The 20,179-nt window shown below is 63.0% G+C and carries 16 protein-coding genes; 8 read left to right on the top strand and 8 right to left on the bottom strand.

Features of this window, described 5'->3' with window-relative positions:
• Window positions 1-165 precede the first annotated feature (165 nt).
• The 6 genes from ACFWHB_RS12360 to purF all read left to right on the top strand — a co-directional run bounded on the left by ACFWHB_RS12360 (window position 166) and on the right by purF (window position 8,639).
• Window positions 166-2,673 (top strand): DNA translocase FtsK, encoded by a 2,508-nt coding sequence (locus tag ACFWHB_RS12360; protein WP_111910986.1) that lies wholly within the window; start codon window positions 166-168, stop codon window positions 2,671-2,673.
• Window positions 2,674-2,742: 69 nt separating this feature from the next.
• On the top strand, window positions 2,743-3,351 hold the full coding sequence (lolA, locus tag ACFWHB_RS12355) for an outer membrane lipoprotein chaperone LolA (protein ID WP_395948525.1): 609 nt from the start codon (window positions 2,743-2,745) through the stop codon (window positions 3,349-3,351).
• 148 nt (window positions 3,352-3,499) lie between these two features.
• Window positions 3,500-4,837 (top strand): replication-associated recombination protein A, encoded by a 1,338-nt coding sequence (locus ACFWHB_RS12350; protein ID WP_111910988.1) that lies wholly within the window; start codon window positions 3,500-3,502, stop codon window positions 4,835-4,837.
• A gap of 288 nt (window positions 4,838-5,125) precedes the next feature.
• Window positions 5,126-6,421 (top strand): serine--tRNA ligase, encoded by a 1,296-nt coding sequence (gene serS / locus ACFWHB_RS12345; RefSeq protein WP_395948524.1) that lies wholly within the window; start codon window positions 5,126-5,128, stop codon window positions 6,419-6,421.
• A 187-nt stretch (window positions 6,422-6,608) separates the two neighbouring features.
• Window positions 6,609-7,100, top strand: a complete 492-nt coding sequence (locus ACFWHB_RS12340) for a CvpA family protein (protein WP_106886968.1) — start codon at window positions 6,609-6,611, stop codon at window positions 7,098-7,100.
• 18 nt (window positions 7,101-7,118) lie between these two features.
• Window positions 7,119-8,639: an amidophosphoribosyltransferase gene (gene purF / locus ACFWHB_RS12335; protein WP_025326767.1), complete on the top strand. Its 1,521-nt coding sequence runs from the start codon at window positions 7,119-7,121 to the stop codon at window positions 8,637-8,639.
• A gap of 105 nt (window positions 8,640-8,744) precedes the next feature.
• On the opposite strand, the gene ACFWHB_RS12330 is transcribed toward purF, so the two are convergent.
• Window positions 8,745-10,175 (bottom strand): 6-phospho-beta-glucosidase, encoded by a 1,431-nt coding sequence (locus tag ACFWHB_RS12330; RefSeq protein ID WP_395948523.1) that lies wholly within the window; start codon window positions 10,173-10,175, stop codon window positions 8,745-8,747.
• A gap of 31 nt (window positions 10,176-10,206) precedes the next feature.
• A complete protein-coding gene (ascF, locus tag ACFWHB_RS12325) occupies window positions 10,207-11,661 on the bottom strand; it encodes a PTS cellobiose/arbutin/salicin transporter subunit IIBC (protein WP_395948522.1) in 1,455 nt (484 codons plus the stop codon).
• A 250-nt stretch (window positions 11,662-11,911) separates the two neighbouring features.
• Between ascF and ACFWHB_RS12320 the strand changes: the two genes are divergently transcribed.
• The gene (locus ACFWHB_RS12320; protein WP_395948521.1) at window positions 11,912-12,925 is read left to right on the top strand and encodes a LacI family DNA-binding transcriptional regulator; all 1,014 of its coding nucleotides are present in this window, start codon (window positions 11,912-11,914) and stop codon (window positions 12,923-12,925) included.
• A gap of 128 nt (window positions 12,926-13,053) precedes the next feature.
• Window positions 13,054-13,812, top strand: a complete 759-nt coding sequence (locus ACFWHB_RS12315) for a tRNA isopentenyl-2-thiomethyl-A-37 hydroxylase MiaE (RefSeq protein WP_005325367.1) — start codon at window positions 13,054-13,056, stop codon at window positions 13,810-13,812.
• Between the two features lie 145 nt (window positions 13,813-13,957).
• On the opposite strand, the gene ACFWHB_RS12310 is transcribed toward ACFWHB_RS12315, so the two are convergent.
• The 6 genes from ACFWHB_RS12310 to sapA all read right to left on the bottom strand — a co-directional run bounded on the left by ACFWHB_RS12310 (window position 13,958) and on the right by sapA (window position 19,926).
• Window positions 13,958-14,743: a peptide ABC transporter ATP-binding protein gene (locus ACFWHB_RS12310; protein ID WP_111910994.1), complete on the bottom strand. Its 786-nt coding sequence runs from the start codon at window positions 14,741-14,743 to the stop codon at window positions 13,958-13,960.
• Window positions 14,740-15,081 (bottom strand): hypothetical protein, encoded by a 342-nt coding sequence (locus tag ACFWHB_RS12305; RefSeq protein ID WP_395948520.1) that lies wholly within the window; start codon window positions 15,079-15,081, stop codon window positions 14,740-14,742. Before ACFWHB_RS12305 ends, ACFWHB_RS12310 begins: the two co-directional genes overlap by 4 nt.
• Complete coding sequence (locus tag ACFWHB_RS12300; protein WP_005325353.1) at window positions 15,078-16,076, bottom strand: peptide ABC transporter ATP-binding protein; 999 nt, start codon at window positions 16,074-16,076, stop codon at window positions 15,078-15,080. The genes ACFWHB_RS12305 and ACFWHB_RS12300 overlap by 4 nt, the downstream gene beginning before the upstream one ends.
• An 82-nt stretch (window positions 16,077-16,158) precedes the next feature.
• Complete coding sequence (locus tag ACFWHB_RS12295) at window positions 16,159-17,052, bottom strand: ABC transporter permease subunit (RefSeq protein WP_005325348.1); 894 nt, start codon at window positions 17,050-17,052, stop codon at window positions 16,159-16,161.
• Window positions 17,053-17,294: 242 nt separating this feature from the next.
• Window positions 17,295-18,254 (bottom strand): ABC transporter permease, encoded by a 960-nt coding sequence (locus ACFWHB_RS12290; RefSeq protein WP_395948519.1) that lies wholly within the window; start codon window positions 18,252-18,254, stop codon window positions 17,295-17,297.
• A 76-nt stretch (window positions 18,255-18,330) separates the two neighbouring features.
• Window positions 18,331-19,926 (bottom strand): ABC transporter substrate-binding protein SapA, encoded by a 1,596-nt coding sequence (gene sapA / locus ACFWHB_RS12285; RefSeq protein ID WP_395950201.1) that lies wholly within the window; start codon window positions 19,924-19,926, stop codon window positions 18,331-18,333.
• Window positions 19,927-20,179 lie beyond the last annotated feature (253 nt).

Genomic DNA, 20,179 nt, shown 5'->3' with positions numbered 1-20,179 from the left:
CCACGACGAGTCACGATAGTCAGAAACGAGCGGCCGGTCCGCTCGTTTCTTCTTATTACTGTATTCATGGCCCCGCCCTCAGGCACTGGCTGACAATCGGTGGGCTTTTCAGGGATACTAGGCCCCCTATCCCCGCATTACATGTTTTCAGAAAGGAGCCGGAGTTTGGCCGATAAAAAGCTGTTTACTCCTTTGTCAGGTACGCAACGGATCTTCGAGGCCGTCTTGATCGCCATCACGCTGATGGCTGCCTATCTCTTGCTTGCCCTGTTGACCTACCATCCCGCCGATCCCGGTTGGTCCCAGACCTCCTGGCAGGGAGAGGTGAAGAACCTGGCGGGCAGCGCCGGTGCCTGGCTCGCCGACATCACCATGTTCACCTTCGGGGCCTTCTCCTATCTGGTGCCTCCCCTGGTGGTGCTGCTCGGATGGAGCCTGTTCTGGCGCCCGAGCCGGCTGCTGGAGGTGGACTATCTCACCCTGTCGGTGCGCATCATCGGCTTCGTCCTGACGGTGCTCGGCATGTCGGCCATTGCCAGCATGAACTTCAATGACTTGCAGAATTTCTCCGCGGGCGGCCTGGTGGGTGACGTGATCGCGTCCGCCGTGGTGCCCCTGTTTGGCGGGGTCGGGGCCAACCTGATGCTGCTCTGCTTCGTGGCCACCGGCATCACCCTGTTCACCGGCTGGTCCTGGCTCACCATAGTCGAGCGGATCGGTGCCACCTGCACCGGCAGCGTCAGCGCCATCTACCATTTCCCCACCACCTTGGGTCGCTGGCTGACCGGCGGCTGGCGCCAGCCCCGTTTTGAGGGACCGGATCCCCTGCTGGAAGGGGGCGTGGGAGCCCTGGATCTCGACGAGGAAGAGGACGAGCCTCATAGCAGCTGGACGCGCAACCCCAAGGCCAAGGGGAGCCAGAAGTCAAAATCTGACGAATGGTTGCCGGAGCTCGATGAGGATACCTTCCAGTTCGATCCGCAATTCGATGATGAAGAGGACGAGCCGGCGCCTGTGGCCAGACCCAAGCGCGCCGCCGTTGCCCATGCCCGCCGTCAGCCGGCCCTGGCCGATGACGGGGATGACGAGCTCGATCTGCCCTGGGCGGAAGGGGAGGAGGCCGCTGCCGCCCCTGCGGTCGCCGCACCGGTCAAGCCCAAGCGTCGCCCCCAGCCCGCCATGGCGCCGCTGCCGAGCATAGATCTGCTGGACAGACCGCCCGCCAAGACCCAGATGATGAGCAAGGACGAGCTGGACCGCATGGGCCGGCTGGTGGAGGCGAAACTCGCCGACTACAACGTGCAGGCCAAGGTGGTCGGCGTCTATCCGGGCCCCGTCATCACCCGCTTCGAGCTGGATCTGGCGCCGGGCATGAAGGCGAGCAAGATCACCAACCTGTCGCGGGATCTCGCCCGTTCGCTGTCCGCCAGCAGCGTGCGGGTGGTGGAGGTGATCCCGGGCAAGACCTTCGTCGGCATCGAGCTGCCCAACCGGGTACGCCAGACCGTCTACCTGCGCGAGACCCTGGACTGCGAGGCCTTCTCTGGCAGCCACAATCCTCTGACCATGGGGCTGGGGCAGGACATTGCGGGGGAACCCGTGGTGGTGAACCTCGCCAAGATGCCCCACCTGCTGGTGGCCGGTACCACCGGCTCGGGCAAGTCGGTGGGGGTGAACACCATGATCATCTCCATGCTCTACAAGTCATCCCCCGATGATCTGCGCTTCATCATGATCGACCCCAAGATGCTGGAACTCTCGGTCTACGAAGGTATCCCCCATCTGCTGACCGAGGTGGTCACCGACATGAAGGACGCCGCCAACGCCCTGCGCTGGTGCGTAGGAGAGATGGAACGTCGCTACAAGCTGATGTCCGCGGTCGGGGTGCGCAACCTCAAGGGTTACAACGACAAGGTGCTGGCCGCGGCCGCCGAGGGCGAGCCCCTGCGGGATCCCCTGTGGCGTCCGGGTGACTCCATGGATCAGATGCCGCCTGAGCTCGAGAAGCTGCCCCACATAGTGGTGGTGGTGGACGAGTTCGCCGACATGATGATGATCGTCGGCAAGAAGGTGGAAGAGCTCATCGCCCGTATCGCCCAGAAGGCGCGGGCGGCCGGTATTCACCTGATCCTCGCGACCCAGCGCCCGTCGGTGGATGTCATTACCGGCCTCATCAAGGCCAACATCCCGACCCGGATCTCCTTCCAGGTGTCGAGCAAGATAGATTCGCGCACCATCCTGGATCAGGGCGGCGCCGAATCCCTGCTCGGCATGGGGGACATGCTCTACATGCCGGCCGGTACCTCCAACCCGACCCGGGTCCACGGCGCCTTCGTCGATGACCACGAGGTGCACAAGGTGGTGGCGGACTGGAAACTGCGCGGCGAGCCGAACTACATCGAGGAGATCCTCTCCGGTGAGTCGGACGGCGAGGGCGGTGGCGGCGAGTACGGCGGCGGTGGTGACGAGGAGCTGGATCCCCTGTTCGACGAGGCGGTCGCCTTCGTGGTGGAATCCCGCCGTGGCTCGACCTCCAGTGTGCAGCGCAAGTTCAAGATTGGTTACAACCGGGCGGCCCGTCTCATCGAACAGATGGAAAACCAGGGCATCGTCAGCTCTCCGGGGGGCAACGGCCAGCGCGACGTGCTGGCACCGCCCCCGGTGCGTGATTAAGCCTTCTTATCATCCTGGCCATGTCTGCGGACATGGCCTTTTATCTGACCCTCTTCAACGGGAATCGCGATGAAAAAAGCATTATTGATGGGTTCTGTACTGTTGCTCGCCAGCAGCCAGGTGTGGGCCGATGCGGCCAGCGACCTCAAGCAGAAGCTGACGGGCGTCAGCCTGTTCTCGGCCAAGTTTGCCCAGACCGTCTATGACAGCAAGGGCGAGGAGCTGCAGAAGGCGAGCGGCTCCCTGCTGGTACAGCGCCCGAATCGCTTCAACTGGCACACCACTGCCCCGGACGAGAGCCTGATAGTGGCGGACGGCAAGGATGTGTGGGTCTATGACCCCTTCGTCGAGCAGGTCACCGCCCTCAAGATGAAGGATGCGGTGCTCAACACCCCCTTCGTGCTGATCGCCGGCAACGATGTCGGGCTCTGGAAGAACTACGACGTGACCCAGCAGGGGGACGTCTACACAGTCACCAGCCGCAACAAGGATGAGCTTATTGCCTCCTTTCGCATCACCTTCGACCGTCAGAACAACATCAGCCGGTTCGACGTGAAAGAGGCCCAGGGGCAGTGGAGCGAATTCACCTTGAGCAACTTCAACCGCAAGCCGGTGCTCAAGGGCAACGAGTTCGTGTTCAAGATACCCAAGGGGGTCGCACTGGACGATCAGCGCTGATGAGCCCTCTCTCTTTGGATCTCCGGTCGGGCCGTCATCCGCTGACGGCCCCTCGGGGGCTCTCAACCAAGATGAGCAAGCGCTCTTTGGAATCATCGTCGGAGCGCCTCTCACCGGCGGCCGGCGTGGCACTGGACGGTTAACGCAGATGAGCAATTTATCCCTGGATTTCTCGTCGGACTTTCGTCCGCTGGCGGCCAGGATGCGGCCGCAGAACCTGGATCAATACATAGGCCAGCAGCACATCCTGGGGGCTGACAAACCCCTGCGCAAGGCGATCCTGGCGGGGCATTGCCACTCCATGATCCTGTGGGGGCCGCCCGGTACCGGCAAGACCACCCTCGCCGAGCTGATGGCCCACTACTGCCAGGCCGAGGTGGAGCGGCTCTCCGCGGTCACCTCCGGCATCAAGGAGATCCGCGCCGCCATCGACAAGGCGAAGGAGAACAGCTGGCGCGGGGTGCGCACCATCCTCTTCGTGGACGAGGTGCACCGCTTCAACAAGAGCCAGCAGGATGTGTTCCTGCCTCACATCGAAGACGGCACCATCACCTTTATCGGCGCCACCACCGAAAACCCCTCGTTCGAACTCAACAACGCACTGCTCTCCCGGGCCCGGGTCTACCTGCTGAAAAGGCTGGAGGAAGACGACATCCTCGCCATGCTCGATCAGGCGATGCAGGATCCGCGCGGTCTCAATGACCCGAACCTCACCTTTGCCCCCGGGGTGAAGGCGGCGCTGGCAAAAGCCGTGGATGGGGACGGGCGAAAGTCCCTCAACTACCTGGAGCTCCTGGCCGACATGGCCGAGGCCAATGGGGCAGGGGAGAGGGTGATCGACAGCGCCCTGCTCGCCGCCGTGGTGGGGGAGCACGTGGCACGTTTTGACAAGGGCGGAGATCACTTCTACGACCTCATCTCGGCGGTGCACAAGTCCATTCGCGGATCGGCGCCGGATGCTGCCCTCTACTGGTATGCCCGCATGGTGAGCGCCGGTTGCGATCCCCTCTATATTGCCCGCCGATTGCTGGCGATTGCCTCGGAAGATGTGGGCAACGCCGATCCCCGTGCCATGCAGGTGGCGCTGTCAGCCTGGGACTGCTTCCATCGGATAGGCCCGGCGGAAGGGGAGCGAGCCATCGCCCAGGCCATCGTCTATCTCGCCTGTGCCCCCAAGAGCAATGCGGTCTACACCGCCTGGAAGGCAGCGCTCAATGACGCCAAAAACCTGCCGGACTTCGAGGTGCCGCCGCACCTGCGCAACGCGCCGACCAAGCTGATGAGCGAGCTCGGCTATGGCGCAGAGTACCGCTATGCCCACGACGAACCCGGCGCCTATGCCGCCGGCGAGGAGTACTTCCCGCCTGAATTGGCTGGCAAGCACTACTACCAGCCCACCGAACGGGGTCTCGAGAAGCAGATCGCCCAGAAGCTCGACTATCTGCGCGAGCTGGACCGCCAAAGCCCGCGTCAAAGAGAGAAGTAAGGGCGCCTTGCCCGGGCAGCATGGCGATCGCTCTGATCGGCGAAGATAAGCCTGCCGATGCCGTCAAACTTGGCAAAAACGACAGCAATACGCCCTGTTCGGGCGGGGGGGCGGTCTGCTACACTGCCCCTCTGACCCCGCTTGTCTTGGCCTTGCACCATCTTCTTGATTTAGAAGGCCCGATTCCGAAGACATAGGGGTGCGCCAACCGATGTTAACTTCCGGATCTGTTTTCTCGCCAGGGCGGATGACCCAGGCCCAGATCCCATTAAAAAAAGTAGGTAAACCATGCTGGATCCCAAATATCTGCGCAGCGATATCGAAGAGGCCGCCGCTCGTCTGGCTGCACGTGGCTACGCGCTGGACGTAGCGGCTGTCAACGCTCTGGAAGAGAAACGCAAGGATCTGCAGTCCCGTACCCAGGAGCTGCAGGCCGAGCGCAACGCCCGCTCCAAGTCCATCGGTGAGGCTGCCCGTCGCGGCGAAGATGTGGCTCCGCTCAAGGCCGAGGTGACCAAGATCAACGACGAGCTGGAGACCAGCAAGGTCGAGCTCGAGGCTCTGCTGGGCGACATCAAGGCCATCTCCGACGCCATCCCCAACCTGCCGAGCGACAGCACCCCGGTGGGCCGCGACGAGAACGACAACGTGGAAGTGCGCCGCTGGGGCACCCCGCGCGCGTTTGACTTCCCGGTGCGCGATCACATCGATCTGGGCGAAGCGGCCAAGGGCGTGGACTTCAAGAACGGCGTCAAGCTCTCCGGTGCCCGCTTCGTGGTGATGAAGGGTCAGATTGCCCGCCTGCACCGCGCCCTGGCACAGTTCATGCTGGACCTGCACACCCTGCAGCACGGCTACACCGAATGCTACGTGCCCTACCTGGTGAACCCGGACAGCCTGTACGGCACCGGCCAGCTGCCCAAGTTCTCTCAGGATCTGTTCAACACAGGTATCGAGGGCGAAGGGGAAGACGAGGGCAAGGTGCGCAAGTTCTCCCTGATCCCGACCTCCGAAGTGCCGCTCACCAACATGGCCCGCGACGAGATCTTCGACGAGCAGGAACTGCCCATCAAGATGACGGCCCACAGCCCCTGCTTCCGCTCCGAAGCCGGCTCTTATGGCCGTGACACCCGGGGTCTCATCCGCATGCACCAGTTCGACAAGGTCGAGATGGTCCAGCTGGTGCACCCGGAAAAGTCCTGGGATGCGCTGGAAGATATGGTGGGTCACGCCGAGAAGGTGCTGCAACTGCTGGAGCTGCCGTATCGCGTGATGGCGCTCTGTACCGGTGACATGGGCTTCTGCGCCGCCAAGACCTACGATCTGGAAGTCTGGCTGCCGGCTCAGAACACCTACCGCGAGATCTCCTCCGTCTCCAACTGCACCGACTTCCAGGCGCGCCGCATGCAGGCCCGCGTGCGTGTCGACGGCAAGCCGCAGCTGCTGCACACCCTGAACGGCTCCGGCCTGGCGGTGGGCCGCACCCTGGTGGCGGTGATCGAGAACTACCAGCAGGAAGACGGCCGCATCGCCATCCCGGCGGCGCTGCAGTCCTACATGGGCGGCCTGACCCACATAGGGTAAGTTCCCCTTGCTGAGCACAACGCCATGGCCATGCCATGGCGTTGTGCATTTGGGCGCCAGTCGCCCCCCGGCAGGGGAGAGGAGCGGTCTCCTTCGGCGCTCCATTGAACCTTTAACACATTTTTATCAAGCATTGCGCAATCGTTTTTGTTAGACTGCGCCGCAATTTCGCAGGACATCTTTTTCTATGGTCTGGATTGATTACGCCATCATCGGCATCGTCGGTTTCTCTGCCCTCATCAGCCTGGTGCGCGGCTTCCTGAAGGAAGCCATGTCCCTCGTCACCTGGTTCGTCGCCTTTTTCATTGCCAGCCATTTCTATCCCGATCTCGCCATCTACTTCACCTCCTTCTCCGACGCCATGGTGCGCAACGGCCTGGCCATCGCCGCCCTCTTCGTGGCGACCCTGATCCTGGGGAGCGTGGTCAACTACGTGGTGGGCCTGCTGGTGGAAAAGACGGGACTCTCCGGCACGGATCGGGTGCTGGGGGTCTGTTTTGGCGCCATTCGCGGGGTACTGATCGTCAGTGCCCTGCTGTTTTTTATGGATACCTTCACCAGCCTCTCCCAGAGCGACTGGTGGGTGGCGTCCAGACTGGTTCCCGAGTTCAAGCCGGTGATCCAGTGGTTTTTCGGGTTCATGCTGAACTCGTCCAGTTTTCTTCAACAGGTACAGTGACTTCGAGGTAGCAAAGACATGTGCGGTATTGTCGGTATAGTTGGCACCACCCCCGTCAATCAGGCCCTCTACGACGCCTTGACGGTGTTGCAGCACAGGGGACAGGATGCCGCCGGGATCGTGACCATTGACAGTGGAAACTTCCGGCAACGCAAGGCCAACGGCCTGGTGAAGGATGTGTTTGAAGTGCGCCACATGCAGCGACTGAAGGGGCATATCGGCATAGGACATGTCAGATATCCCACCGCAGGCAGCTCCAGTGCCGCTGAAGCCCAACCTTTTTACGTGAACTCTCCCTACGGCATGGTGCTGGCCCATAACGGCAACCTCACCAACGCCAAGGATCTCAAGGAGCAGCAGTTCAAGGTGGCCCGCCGCCACATCAACACCACCTCGGATTCCGAAGTGCTGCTGAACGTGCTGGCCCACGAGCTGGATCTGTGCGACAAGATGGCGCTGCGGCCGGAGGATATCTTCTCTGCGGTGCGCAAGGTGCACCAGCAGATCCGCGGCGCCTATGCCGTGGTGTCGCTGGTGATAGGCCACGGCCTCATCGGTTTTCGCGATCCCAACGGCATTCGCCCGCTGATCCTGGGTCGTCGCGTCGACGATCAGGGCCAGGTGGAGTACATGCTCGCCTCCGAGAGCGTGGCGCTCGACGCTATCGGTTTCGAGACGGTGCGTGACGTCGCCCCGGGCGAGGCCATCTACATCACAGAGCAGGGCCAGCTCTTCTCCGAGCAGTGTGCGGAGAACCCCCAGATGAGCTCCTGCATCTTCGAGTACGTCTACTTCGCCCGTCCTGACTCCTGCATCGACAAGGTCTCCGTCTATGCCGCCCGCCTCAACATGGGTCGCAAGCTGGGCAAGAAGATTGCGCGGGAGTGGGAAGATCTCGACGTGGACGTGGTCATCCCCATCCCCGAGACCTCCTGCGACGTGGCGCTGGAAATCGCCCATACCCTGGGCCTGCCTTACCGCCAGGGCTTCGTGAAGAACCGCTACATAGGCCGTACCTTCATCATGCCGGGCCAGACCCAGCGCAAGAAGTCGGTGCGTCGCAAGCTCAACGCCATCAGCTCCGAATTCAAGGGCAAGAAGGTGTTGCTGGTGGATGACTCCATCGTCCGTGGCACCACCTCGGAGCAGATCATCCAGATGGCCCGTGAAGCGGGGGCGGCCAAGGTCTATTTCGCCTCGGCAGCACCGGAAATTCGCTTCCCCAACGTCTACGGCATCGACATGCCCACCGCCAACGAGCTGATCGCCCATGGCCGTGAAGTGGAAGAGGTGTGCAAGCTGATCGGCGCCGATGGCCTGATTTTCCAGGATCTGGAAGATCTGGAAGAGGCGGTGCGGGAGATCAACCCCGAGCTGCGCCACTTCGAGACCTCGGTGTTCAATGGCCACTACGTGACCTCCGACGTGGATCAGGGCTATCTGGACCACCTGAATGCCCTGCGCAGCGACGACAACAAGGCGGTGCGCGAGTGGCAGGAAGGGACCAGCAACCTGGAGATCTTCAACGAAGGCAGTTAAACGTTTTCCGATTGCCGTCGACATGAAACAGAGATGGGGGCCCAGGCCCCCATCTCTGTTTTCGTCTCTGTCCCAAGCCGCCGCCCTCACCGGGGGCGACCCTCGTCACGCCAGATCTTCCCCGTTGCTGGCGATCACCTTTTGGTACCACCAGAACGACTTCTTGCGCCTGCGCGCCAGGGTGCCCCGGCCGGCATCGTCCCTGTCCACGTGGACGAAGCCGTAGCGCTTGCTCATCTCGCCGGTGGAGGCGGCGACCAGATCGATGCAGCCCCAGCTGGTGTAGCCCAAGAGCGGCACCCCGTCGGCGATGGCATCCCCCATGGCGCTGATGTGCGCGCGCAGGTAGTCGATGCGATAGTCGTCCTCTATCTCGCCATCGGCATTGATCTCGTCCATGGCCCCCAGGCCGTTCTCCACCAGGAACAGGGGCTTCTGGTAGCGATCGTACAGGCTGTTCATGGTGATGCGAAGGCCGAGCGGGTCTATGCCCCAACCCCATTGGCTCTGCTGGATGTGGGGGTTTCGCAGGGACTTGACCACGTTGGCGGCGCTGGTGTTGCCCGCGTTCATGTCGGCCGAGGCGCAGCGGGAGGCGTAGTAGCTGAAGGAGACGAAGTCGACGCTGTGTTTGAGGACCTCGTCATCCCCCGGCTCCTTGATCAGGGTCACCCCCTTCTCGCGAAACAGGCTGGCGGCATAGGCCGGGTAGGCGCCGCGAGCCTGCACGTCGATGAACAGCAGGTTCTCCCGCTCCTTTTGCAGCGCAGCCCAGACATCGTCCGGCTTGCAGGAGTAGGGGTAGAAGCTGCCCCCCGCCAGCATGCAGCCTACCTGGTTGTGCGGGTTCACCTCGTGCGCAATTTGGGTCGCCAGGGCGCTCGCCACCAGCTCGTGGTGAGCCGCCTGGTATTTGACCTGCTCCCTCTCTTCTCCTTCCTCGAACACCAGCCCGGCGCCGGAGAAGGGGCTGTGCAGCATGATGTTGATCTCGTTGAAGGTGAGCCAGTACTTCACCAGACCATCGAATTGCTCGAAGCAGGTGCGCGCGTAGCGGGTGAAGAACTCCACCATCTTGCGGTTGCGCCAGGAGCCGTACTCCACCACCAGGTGCATGGGCACGTCGAAGTGGCACAGGGTCACCAGGGGCTCGATGCCGTACTTCTTGCACTCCTCGAACACCGCCCGGTAGAAGGCGATGCCCTCGGGGTTGGGCTCTTGCTCGTCCCCCTTGGGATAGAGCCGGGCCCAGGCGATGGAGGTGCGAAACACGGTGAAGCCCATCTCGGCCATCAGGGCGATGTCTTCCTTGTAGCGGTGATAGAAATCTATGGCCTCGTGGCTTGGGTAGAACTCGTCATCTCGCAGGGTGAAACGCTTCTCCTGGCCGAGTTTCACCGCCATGCGGTTGGCGCCATGGGGGATCATGTCGACCGTAGTCAGCCCCTTGCCCCCCTCGAGATGGGCGCCTTCCGCCTGGTTGGCGGCCAGGGCGCCACCCCACAGGAAGCCTTGTGGAAATCTTGCTAACGACATTGGTTACCTCTTGTCATGTCTGATAGGGGAGTCACGCGCCGGCGGTGGCCTGCGTCTGGCTGGCCGCGACGGGCTGGGGAGCGGCGCTCTCGCCGGGTACCTCCACAGGAATGTCCTCAAAGCCCATCAGCAGGGTCAGCACGAAGGAGAGCACCACCGAGAGTGCCATCACGGCGAACACCCAGGCGATGCTCATGGGGTTGGCCGGATCGAAGAACTGGACGCTGGTGAAGAGCCCGGGGGCCGCCATGGAGTGGCTGGCAAGCCCGGCCATGCCCGCCACGGCGCCGCAGATGAAACCGCTGATAAGGCTGGCGATGAGGGGCCGCTTCAGTCGCAGGGCCACCCCGTAGAGGGCGGGCTCGGAGATCCCCGCCATGATGGCGGAGGCGGCCGCCGCCAGCGCGGTCTGGCGCAGCTCGGGGTTCTTGGTACGCCAGGCCACCGCCAGGGAGGAGCCCCCCAGGGAGAGGTTGGCACCAATCTCGGAGGGCATCACCATGCCTTCCTTGCCGGTCTCGGCGATGGTCTGGATGATGGTCGGGGTGAAGACGCGGTGCATGCCGGTCATCACCAGCAGGGGCCAGAGTGCGCCCATGATGGCCACCGACAGCCAGCCGAGGTAGTCGTGAACCGTGTAGACCAGGCCCGAGATGGCGGTGCCAATCCAGATGCCGATGGGGCCGATGAGCAGGATGGCGAGAGGCGCCGCGAGCAGCACTATCAGCATGGGCTTCAAGAAGTTCTTGGTCACCGCCGGGGTGACGCGATCGACCCAGAGCTCTATGTAGGAGAGGCACCAGGTCATCACCAGGGCCGGGATCACTGTGTAGGTGTATTTCACCGCGGTGACCGGGATAAAGCCGAAGGTCACCTGCTCCCCCTCGGCGGCCCTGGCCATCAGATCGATGAAGCTGGGGTGCACCAGCACGCCGGCGATGGCGATGGCGAGCGACATATTGGTCTTGAACTTGACGGCGGCGGAGGCGGCCACCATCAGGGGCAGGAAGAAGAAGGCGCCGTCACCGGCCACAGTGAGTATGGTGAGGGTCGAGGATCCTTTCTCCAGCACCCCAGTCATCTCCAGCACCATGGCCAGCAGCTTGAGCATGGAGCCGCCGATGATGGCCGGGATGAGGGGCGACATGGTGCCGATCAGGGCGTCGAGGATGGCGGCGCCCAGGCGGCGCAGGCTGAAACCTGGCTTGGCCGCCGGCACGTCTCCCCGTGCGCCTTCCGGCAACTGGGCAAGCACCTCGCGATAGGCGTGGGAGACCATGTTGCCGATGATCACCTGGCACTGGTTATCACTGCTGACCACCCCAAGTACCCCGGCAGTGGCCTTGAGCGTTGGACTGTCCACCAGGGTGGGGTCTTGCAGCACGAAACGCAGGCGCGTCATGCAGTGGGTCACGGCGACTATGTTGCCGGTTCCGCCGAGGGCCGTGATGACCTTGCCGGCCAGGGCCGCGTAGTTCTTTGACATCTAGTCGTATCCTTTTTACCAAATGAGGCCTGTCGAACCCCGTCATTGACGACGGGAAGAACGGGAATGAAACTGCATTGTGGAACCGGTTCCACACAGCATGCTCAGTTTCATGCTCACAGACAAGACGGCCGCACCGCCATTGTGCAGAACCGTGAATGGGATCACTGAAAGGGGGGGCCTGCGCCCATTCTCGTTAGCACAAGCGGGTCCCGTGCAGTACACTGCGGCCCGTCGAGAAGAGGGGAAGATGATGACGACTATGCTGGAGGTGGCAAGGCGGGCAGGGGTGTCGAAGGCGACTGTCTCCCGGGTGCTGTCGGGCAATGGCTATACCAGTCAGGAGACCCGGGATCGGGTGTTCCAGGCCATAGAGGAGAGCGGCTATCGCCCCAACCTGCTGGCCAGGCAACTGGCCACCAAAAACACCCAGACTCTGGGCCTGGTGGTGACCAATACCCTCTATCACGGCGTCTATTTCAGCGAGCTGCTCTCCCACGCGGCGCGGTTGACCGAAGATCGGGGCCGGCAGCTGATCCTGGCCGACGGCAAGCACAGCGCCGAGGAGGAGCGACAGGCCATCCAGTACCTGCTCGACTCCCGCTGTGACGGCGTCATCATCTACCCGCGTTTTCTCAGCGTCGAGGAGATGGACGAGATCATCGAGCAGCACTCCCAGCCCATCATGGTGCTCAACCGGCGGCTGCGGCGACACCCGGCGCACTGCGTCTACTCCGATCAGCAGGCGGCCGCCGCGGCCGTGGTGGACAAATTGGTGGAGATGGGCCACAGCGACATCGCCTTCATCACAGGCTCGACGGATTCCCCCACCGGTATGGAGCGCCTCGCCGGCTACCGCGAGGCCCTTGCCCGGCACGGCATTCCCGTGCGAGAGGCACTGATCGCTCCCGGCAAGTGGACCCCCGCCTGCGGCGCGGCCGGGGTCTCGATCCTGCTGGCGCGCGGGGTGAGCTTCAGTGCCCTGATCGCCAGCAACGATGACATGGCGATCGGTGCCATCAAGCAGTTGTACGAGAGCGGCGTGTCGGTGCCGGAGCAGGTCTCTGTGGTGGGGTTCGACGACATCGCCCTGGCTCCCTACGTCATTCCTTCGCTGGCCAGCGTCAAGATGCCGGTGACCGAGATGATCCAGGAGACCATCAGCCGGCTGATCACCATGGTGGAGGAGGGGGAAGCCGGTGAGCTGCCCTCTTTCAGTGGCAAGCTGGTCCGGCGCGATTCCCTCAAGCGCCTGCTGGAGTGAGGCCGCCTCTGCGCTGGGCAGGCGGGTCGGGATCCGTTAGCATGGGCCCCCTTCGCGGGCTTCGCCCGCCGTATCAAGCCGCATCAATATATGCCAATCAAGACTAACCAGAGAGTACAAGAGTTCAGATGGATGACCTGCTAGCCCCCGTTCGTCAGTTCCTGCATTGCGAGACCCCGGATGAGTGGGTGGAGATGGCGCGGGATCCCGCCCAGTTGCCGACCCTGCTCATCGATCACGCCAACTGCGAGAACAAGGCCGCCCTGACGGCCCACAGCCTGGTGCGCCGCTACTGCCTGCCCAAGGAGAAGCGCCACCTGCTGCCCAAGCTTGAATTTTACCGTGAGCTGGATGCCATCCCCGAGAAGGCCGAGATCCTCGGTAAACGCACCATGGGCGAGTCAGACAGAAGCGTGTTCGCCGAGCTCGAACGCAATCCCCTGCTGTTTCCCATGGTGCGGCTCATCCAGGAGGAGCTGCACCACTTCGAGCAGGTGCTGGAGATAATGCAGGCCCGCGGCATCCCCTATGGGCCCGTCACCGCCTCCCGCTATGCCCGCAGCCTGCTGGCCCACGTGCGTACCTACGAGCCGGCGGCCGTGGTGGACAAGATGATCATCGGCGCCTACATAGAGGCGCGCTCCTGCGAGCGCTTTGCGAAGATTGCCCCCCACCTGGACGAGGAGCTGGGTCGCTTCTATGTCTCCCTGCTGCGATCGGAGGCGCGCCACTACCAGGATTATCTGGCACTGGCCGAGCAGTACGCCGGGGAGGATATCAGCGAGCGGGTCGCCTATTTTGGCCGGATTGAAGCCGAGCTTATCTGCTCGCCGGATCCGCAGTTCAGGTTCCATAGCGGCCTGCCTGTCAGATCTGACAGTTGTTGAGCCCAAAGGGGCTGCCTACTATCTCGGTGTTCCTACTACGAGCGACGCAATCACTTTTTTGAGCGCAATCCCCCGGCGACTGATGCCACATCAGGCCGGGTTTTTTTATGCCCGGCCCATGGGCCGGAGGGGGAACGGCTGGGGATCAGCGGCGATATTCGTTGTTGTAGTTCTGGATGAGGCGGCGGGTCACGTCGTGCTGGGGATCGGCAAACACCTTGAGGGTCTTGCCGCGCTCCACCACCCGGCCCTCGTGCATTACCAATACCTCGTCGCTGATGTGGCTGACGATGCCCAGATCGTTGGCCACCAGCACATAGCTCAGCCCCGTGGTCTCCTGCATCTCCAGCAGCAGGTTGATGATCTGGGAGCGCACCGAGATGTCCAGGGTCGAGAGCGCCTCGTCGGCCACCACTATCTTGGGATTGAGGATGAGCGCCCGCGCCAGCCCTACCCGCTGCTGCTGACCGGCGGAGAGCATCTGGGGGTAGAAGAGCGCGTGATCCGCCAGCATGCCCACCATGCGCAGGGTCTGGACCACCTTCTCCCGGCGCTCCTCCTCGCTCAGGGCCGTGTTGAGGCGCAGCGGCGTCTCCAGGATCTGGCCGACCCGGATCTTGCGGTTGAGCGAGGTATTGGGGTCCTGGAAGATCATCCGCAGCAGCTTGCAGCGGGTCTGATAGTCACCGTGAACCAGAGGCTGCCCCTCGATGGCGATTTCGCCGCCACTCGGCTCTATCATGCCAGCCAGGATCCGCGCCAGGGTGCTCTTGCCCGAGCCCGCCTCCCCGACGATGGCCAGGGTCTGGCCCACACCGAGATCAAACGACAGGGGCTTGATGGCCTCCACCGCCTGGCGCCGGAACAGGCCGGTACGGTTCTGATAGGTCTTGCACAGGCCCCTGACCTGCAACAGGGCGGGTTCGATCACAGGCTGGGCTCCTTTATGGCGGCATTCACGGTCAGGCTCATTTCTTCGATTTTTCCATGTTCAGCGGGCAGTGGCAGCTGGGGAATGGATGTCCCTTGACCTTGCCGATGGGACATGGAGTGGTGATGACTCGGGTTCATTTCTTCGGCGCTTCCATGTTCAGCGGGAAGTGGCAGCTGGGGCATGGATGTCCCTTGGCCTTGCCGATGGGACATGGAGTGGTGATGACTCGGGTTCATTTCTTCGGCGCTTCCATGTTCAGCGGGAAGTGGCAGCTGGGAAATGGATGTCCCTTGACCTTGCTGATTGAGCATGGGCTGGTGATGACTCGGGCTCATTTCTTCGGCTCTTCCATGTTCAAGGGGAAGTGGCAACTAAATTGATGTCCCTTTACCTTGCTCATCAGCGGGGTCTGCACGCACTGCTTCTGGGCATAGGGGCAGCGGGGGCCGAGGCGGCAGCCGATGGGCAGGTGCTGCAGGGGGGGGATCACCCCGGGCAGGGTCTCGAGCCGGGACTTGTGGCGCACCAGCTTGTCAAAGTCGGGAATGGACTTGAGCAGGGCGTCCGTATAGGGGTGGCGGGGGGATTCGAGGATCTGATCCCGGGTGCCCACTTCCACCATCTGGCCGCAGTACATGATGTTGATGGTGTCGGTCAGGTTGGCGATGGCGGCGATGTCGTTGCTGATGATGAGGATGGTGGTGTTGCCCAGCTTGTTCATCTTGTCCAGCAGCCGCAGGATCTGGGAGTGGGTGGTGGACTCCATGGCACTGGTGGGCTCGTCCGCCACCAGCAGCCGCGGCTGATTGGCGATGGCCATGGCGATCATCACCTTCTGGCACATGCCATCCGATAGCTCGTGGGGGTAGGCCCGCATCACCTTGCGGTGATCCTTGACGCCGACCCTGTGCAGCAGGGCGATGGCCCGCTTCTTGCGCCACTGGAAGCGCTGCCAGAACTTGCCGGCGAAGGCGCTGGTGGGGATGGCCTCTTCCAGCTGGGTGCCTATCTCCTCGGAGGGGTCGAGACAGCTGATGGGATCCTGGAAGATCATGGCGATCTCCCGGCCCATGATGCGGCGTCGCTCCTTGGGGGCCATGGTCAGCAAGTCCATGTCGTTGAAGCGCATCCGGTCGGCGCGCACCGTCCAGTTGTCCTTCTGGATGCCGACGATGACCTTGGCCACCAGGCTCTTGCCCGAGCCCGATTCTCCTACCAGGCCGCGGATCTCCCCCTCGTTCAGGGTCAGGCTGACCCTGTCCACCGCCTTGACCTTGCCCTGGGGGGTGTCGATCTCTATGGTCAGGTTGCGTATGTCGAGCAAGGGCATCAGTGGCGCTCCTCATGGGGGTGTGGCAGGGCGTGCTGCATCTGGGCCATGCCGTCCTTGATGGTATAGAGCCGCAGTATCATCAATCGTTCCCCTCTTTGAGCGCTTCGCGGATCCCTTCACCCACCAGGTTGGTCACCAGCACGCTGAACAAAATGGCCATGCCCGGCAGGGTCACTGTCCAGGGAGCCAGATAGATGAGATCGCTCGAATCGGCCAGCATGGCGCCCCACTCCGGCTGGGGGGACTGGGCCCCGAGGCCGAGGAAGCCCACCGCCGAGATATCCAGGATGGCGGCAGAGAGGGTCCGGGTGGTCTGAGTCACCAGGGTTTCCACTATGTTCGGCAGTATGGCGAGGCGCATGATCCGCAAGGGGGGCGAACCGTCGAGGCGGCTCGCGATGATGTACTCCTTCTGCATCTCGGCGTGGACGGCGTTGTAGGTCGCCCGGATGAAGGGGGGGATCAACGCCAGCGTGATGGCGATCAGGGTGTTGAACAGCCCTGGCCCCAGGATGGCGACCACTATGATGGCCAGCAGCAGGGAGGGGATGGAGAGCAGGGTATCGAGCAGGTGATGGAGCACGCTCGACTTCACCCCCTTGCTCATGCCGCCCAGGATGCCGATGGCGGAGCCGACGAGGAGCGCTATCACCACCACCAGCAAGGCGTTGCCGAAGGTGAGGCGGGCCCCCACCACGAGGCGGGAGAGGATGTCGCGGCCCAGATCGTCGGTGCCGAGGAAGTAGTCGATGTTCCCCGTGCTGGCCCAGGAGGGGGCCAGCAGCAGGCGGCCGCTGTGCTGATCATCGATGCCGTAGGGCACCACCAGGGGGCCCACCAGGGTGATGAGCAGCAGCAGGCCGAAGCACCAGAGACCCCCCATGGCCAGCGGATTGCGGCGGTAGGAGGCCCAGGTCTGCTCCAGGGGGGAGAGGATCTTGAGCTCCGGATAGATGTTCGATTTATCGTGCATGATGCAGGCTCCAGCCCTGGCCATGAGCGGGGTCAGTCTTGTTTTGCATGGTGTTCTTTGCGCCGTGCCGGATACAGCATGAAGGCGGTGAGCAGCGCGAGGCCGACATGCTGGCGTGTGTGCCGCTGTGTGCATACTCAGTCTTGTTTTGCATAGAGTTCTTTGCGCCGTGCCGGATACAGCATGAAGGCGGTGAGCAGCGCGAGGCCGACATGCTGGCGTGCGTGCCGCTGTGGGCGTACTCAGTCTTGTTTTGCATAGAGTTCTTTGCGCCGTGCCGGATACATGATGGTGGTCAGCAACTCGGTGCTGACGCTGATGAAGATGACGAAGCTGGCCACCACCAGGAAGGCGCCGCGGATGGCGGCATAGTCCTGAAGCGCTATGCTGCTCACCAGCCAGCGACCGATCCCGGGCCAGTCGAACACCACCTCGGTGATCATGGCGGAGGTGAGCACGCTGCCGAGTTGCAGGCCGAGCAGGGGCAGCACGGGGGGCAGGGCATTCTTGAGGCCGTGGCGCCAGACTATCTGGCGGCGGGAGAGACCGCGGCTGGCGGCGGCCTTGATGTAGTTCTGCTTCATCACATCGATGAGGGAGCTGCGCACGTGGCGGATCACCTCTGTGGTGGGCACCACGGCCAGCACCAGGGACGGCAGCACCAGGTGGCGCAGGGCGTCATGGAGTGCCGCCTCGCGCCAGGGCTCCTGGCTCATCAGCACGTCGACGATGGCGATCCCGGTGATGGAGGGGACGTCGTAGAGCAGGCTGATCTGGCCCGAAGAGGGCAGCCAGCCGAGATCCAGGGAGAAGAACATCACCATCAGCAGCGCCAGCCAGAAGACGGGCACGGCGTAGCCGATGAGGCCGGCGGCCATGATGGAGAGATCCAGGCCGCGCCCCTGATAGAGTGCCGCCAGGGTCCCGAGCGGGATCCCCACCAGCAGCGAGATGGCAAAGGCCGCGAGACAGAGGGTCAGGGTCGCCGGGAAGTAGTGACGGATCTCGTCCAGCACCGGCAGGCCGGAGACGCTGGAGAGGCCGAAATCTCCCTCGGCGATGCGCTGCAGGAAGTCCGGGTAGCCGTGCCAGAAGTCCAGCACCTGGCCGATGAGGCGAAACTCCAGCAGGTAGGCCCCCATGGTCAGCACCAGCAGGGTGATCACCAGCAATGTGATGCGACGCAGAATATAAAAAAACATGCTTATGCCTCCGCGCAGGGGTGCGTCGATGGGAAGGGAGGCCAGATGCCACCGATGGGATGGATGCCCGCCATGTTCACTCCCGATAGGCCTGGTTGAAGGTGGTGCCGCCAAAGGGCATGAGGGTCAGTCCCTGGATGTCACTGCGGCTCACCTGGGTGCGCAGGGCATGGGCCAGCGGGATGAGCGGCAGCTGTTCGTTGAGCAGCGACTGGGCATAGTAATAGTTGCGCAGGCGGAAGGCGAGTTGCGGTGTGGTCACAGCGTCGTCCAGCAGCTGATCGAAGGCGGGGCTGCACCAGCGGCTGTAGTTGTTGCCCCGCTCGACGGCGGCGCAGCTCAGCAGCTGGCGGAAGAAGTTGTCCGGATCCGCGTTATCGGCGATCCAGCCGGAGAGCAGGCTGTCATATTGCCCGTGGGCGAGCCGGGTCTCGATGACCGGCCAGGCCTGCTGCACTATCTTGAGCTTCACCCCTATCTTGGCGAGATCGCTGCGCATCAGTTGGGCCGTCTTGAGACCGTCCGGGTTGTAGGGGCGGGCGCCGGGCTGCACCAGCACCTGCATCTCGAACCCTTGCGGGTAGCCGGCATCCCTGAGCAACTGACGGGCGAGCTTCAGATCGGGCTTGCGCTGGGTCAGGGAGGGGTTGTAGCCCCAGGAGAGCGGCGGCAGCAGGCTGGCGGCAGGCTGACCCGTCTCGAAATAGACCGCCTGCAACAGGTTTTGCACGTTGATGGCACTGGCCAGCGCCTGGCGCACCTGCACCTTGTTGAAGGGGGCCTTGCGGGTATTGAGGGCGAGGAAGGCGACGTTCATGCCCGACTGCACCGACAGATTGAGGTGGTAGTCCTTGTCTATCACCGACAGCTGGCTGGCGGAGGGGGTGCTCATCACGTCGCACTCGCCGGTCAGCAGCTTGGCGAGCCGCTTGGACGACTTGGGGGTGATGTCGTAGATGAGCTGCTCAATCTTCGCCTCGCCGCCCCAGTAGCCGGGGTGGCGCAGGTAGCGCACGAACTCGTTGTGACGGTACTCCTTGAAGCTGAAGGGGCCCGTCCCTATGGGGCGGCTGTCGAGCAGCTCGGGGGTGCCTGCCTTGTCCATCTGCTCGCCATATTCGGCCGAGAGCACTATGGCGTAGTCGCTGGCCAGGGTCGCGAGGAAGGAGGCATCCGGCCGGTTCAGCTCGAACACCACCTCATGGGGGCCCTTCTTGTAGACCCGCTTGATGAGGCTGCTCAGCCCCAGGCTGTGAAAATAGGGGTACTCGCCACCCGAGATGCTGTGGAAGGGGTGGTGCTCGTCCAGCAGGCGATGATAGGTGAAGAGCACGTCGTCGGCGTTGAAGTGGCGGGTCGGATTGAACCAGGGGGTGCGATGGAAGGTCACGCCCTTGCGCAGGGTCAGGGTATAGGAGAGGCCGTCCTCGCTGCTGCGCCAGTGGGTGGCCAGGCCCCCCTCGATGCTGAGGGTATTGGCATTGACCTCGAGCAGGCGATCGTAGAGCGGGCGGGCGCTGGCATCCAGGGTCGCCTCTGAATTGGCAAGCTGCGGGTTGAAGGATCTGGGCGCCCCGTCGGCACAATAGATGAGCCCGGTCCTGGAGGCATCGTCTTGTTTCTGACAGCCGGTGACCAGTACCAGGAGGCCGAGCAGCAGTGGTGTGAGCATTCTCATGTTGGAACCATGTTTTCAGACAGAGTTGCCCGCCAGAGGGCGGGCGCGTTGCGGGATCCTGCCGGGCAGGGCGTCCCATCGGGGTGTGCAAGCATCCCCCTCGTCAATTCCCTCGAGCAGCGGGTATTTACCTGGCATGTCTCGACGGGGGTGATGGCAGAGGGTCAGTCGTTGTCCGCATTGCCATTGTTGTCATCCCCCTCGAGCAGCTGGTATTTGCGCAGCATGCTCCGGAACGGGTGATGGC

It is taken from the genome of Aeromonas mytilicola subsp. aquatica, assembly GCF_044336385.1.
In the GTDB taxonomy this organism is placed as follows: Bacteria; Pseudomonadota; Gammaproteobacteria; order Enterobacterales; family Aeromonadaceae; genus Aeromonas; species Aeromonas rivipollensis.
The sequence above is the reverse complement of the archived record's forward strand: the minus strand, read 5'-3'. Positions and strand labels throughout refer to the sequence as shown.

What these genes read in the sequence shown, in the direction of transcription:
- lolA (WP_395948525.1), top strand. Translation starts at nt 2,743, where the DNA reads ATGAAAAAAGCATTATTGATGGGTTCTGTACTGTTGCTCGCCAGCAGC.
- ACFWHB_RS12350 (WP_111910988.1), top strand. Translation starts at nt 3,500, where the DNA reads ATGAGCAATTTATCCCTGGATTTCTCGTCGGACTTTCGTCCGCTGGCG.
- serS (WP_395948524.1), top strand. Translation starts at nt 5,126, where the DNA reads ATGCTGGATCCCAAATATCTGCGCAGCGATATCGAAGAGGCCGCCGCT.
- ACFWHB_RS12340 (WP_106886968.1), top strand. Translation starts at nt 6,609, where the DNA reads ATGGTCTGGATTGATTACGCCATCATCGGCATCGTCGGTTTCTCTGCC.
- purF (WP_025326767.1), top strand. Translation starts at nt 7,119, where the DNA reads ATGTGCGGTATTGTCGGTATAGTTGGCACCACCCCCGTCAATCAGGCC.
- ACFWHB_RS12330 (WP_395948523.1), bottom strand. Translation starts at nt 10,175, where the DNA reads ATGTCGTTAGCAAGATTTCCACAAGGCTTCCTGTGGGGTGGCGCCCTG.
- ascF (WP_395948522.1), bottom strand. Translation starts at nt 11,661, where the DNA reads ATGTCAAAGAACTACGCGGCCCTGGCCGGCAAGGTCATCACGGCCCTC.
- ACFWHB_RS12320 (WP_395948521.1), top strand. Translation starts at nt 11,912, where the DNA reads ATGATGACGACTATGCTGGAGGTGGCAAGGCGGGCAGGGGTGTCGAAG.
- ACFWHB_RS12315 (WP_005325367.1), top strand. Translation starts at nt 13,054, where the DNA reads ATGGATGACCTGCTAGCCCCCGTTCGTCAGTTCCTGCATTGCGAGACC.
- ACFWHB_RS12305 (WP_395948520.1), bottom strand. Translation starts at nt 15,081, where the DNA reads ATGAGCCCGAGTCATCACCAGCCCATGCTCAATCAGCAAGGTCAAGGG.
- ACFWHB_RS12300 (WP_005325353.1), bottom strand. Translation starts at nt 16,076, where the DNA reads ATGCCCTTGCTCGACATACGCAACCTGACCATAGAGATCGACACCCCC.
- ACFWHB_RS12295 (WP_005325348.1), bottom strand. Translation starts at nt 17,052, where the DNA reads ATGCACGATAAATCGAACATCTATCCGGAGCTCAAGATCCTCTCCCCC.
- ACFWHB_RS12290 (WP_395948519.1), bottom strand. Translation starts at nt 18,254, where the DNA reads ATGTTTTTTTATATTCTGCGTCGCATCACATTGCTGGTGATCACCCTG.
- sapA (WP_395950201.1), bottom strand. Translation starts at nt 19,926, where the DNA reads ATGCTCACACCACTGCTGCTCGGCCTCCTGGTACTGGTCACCGGCTGT.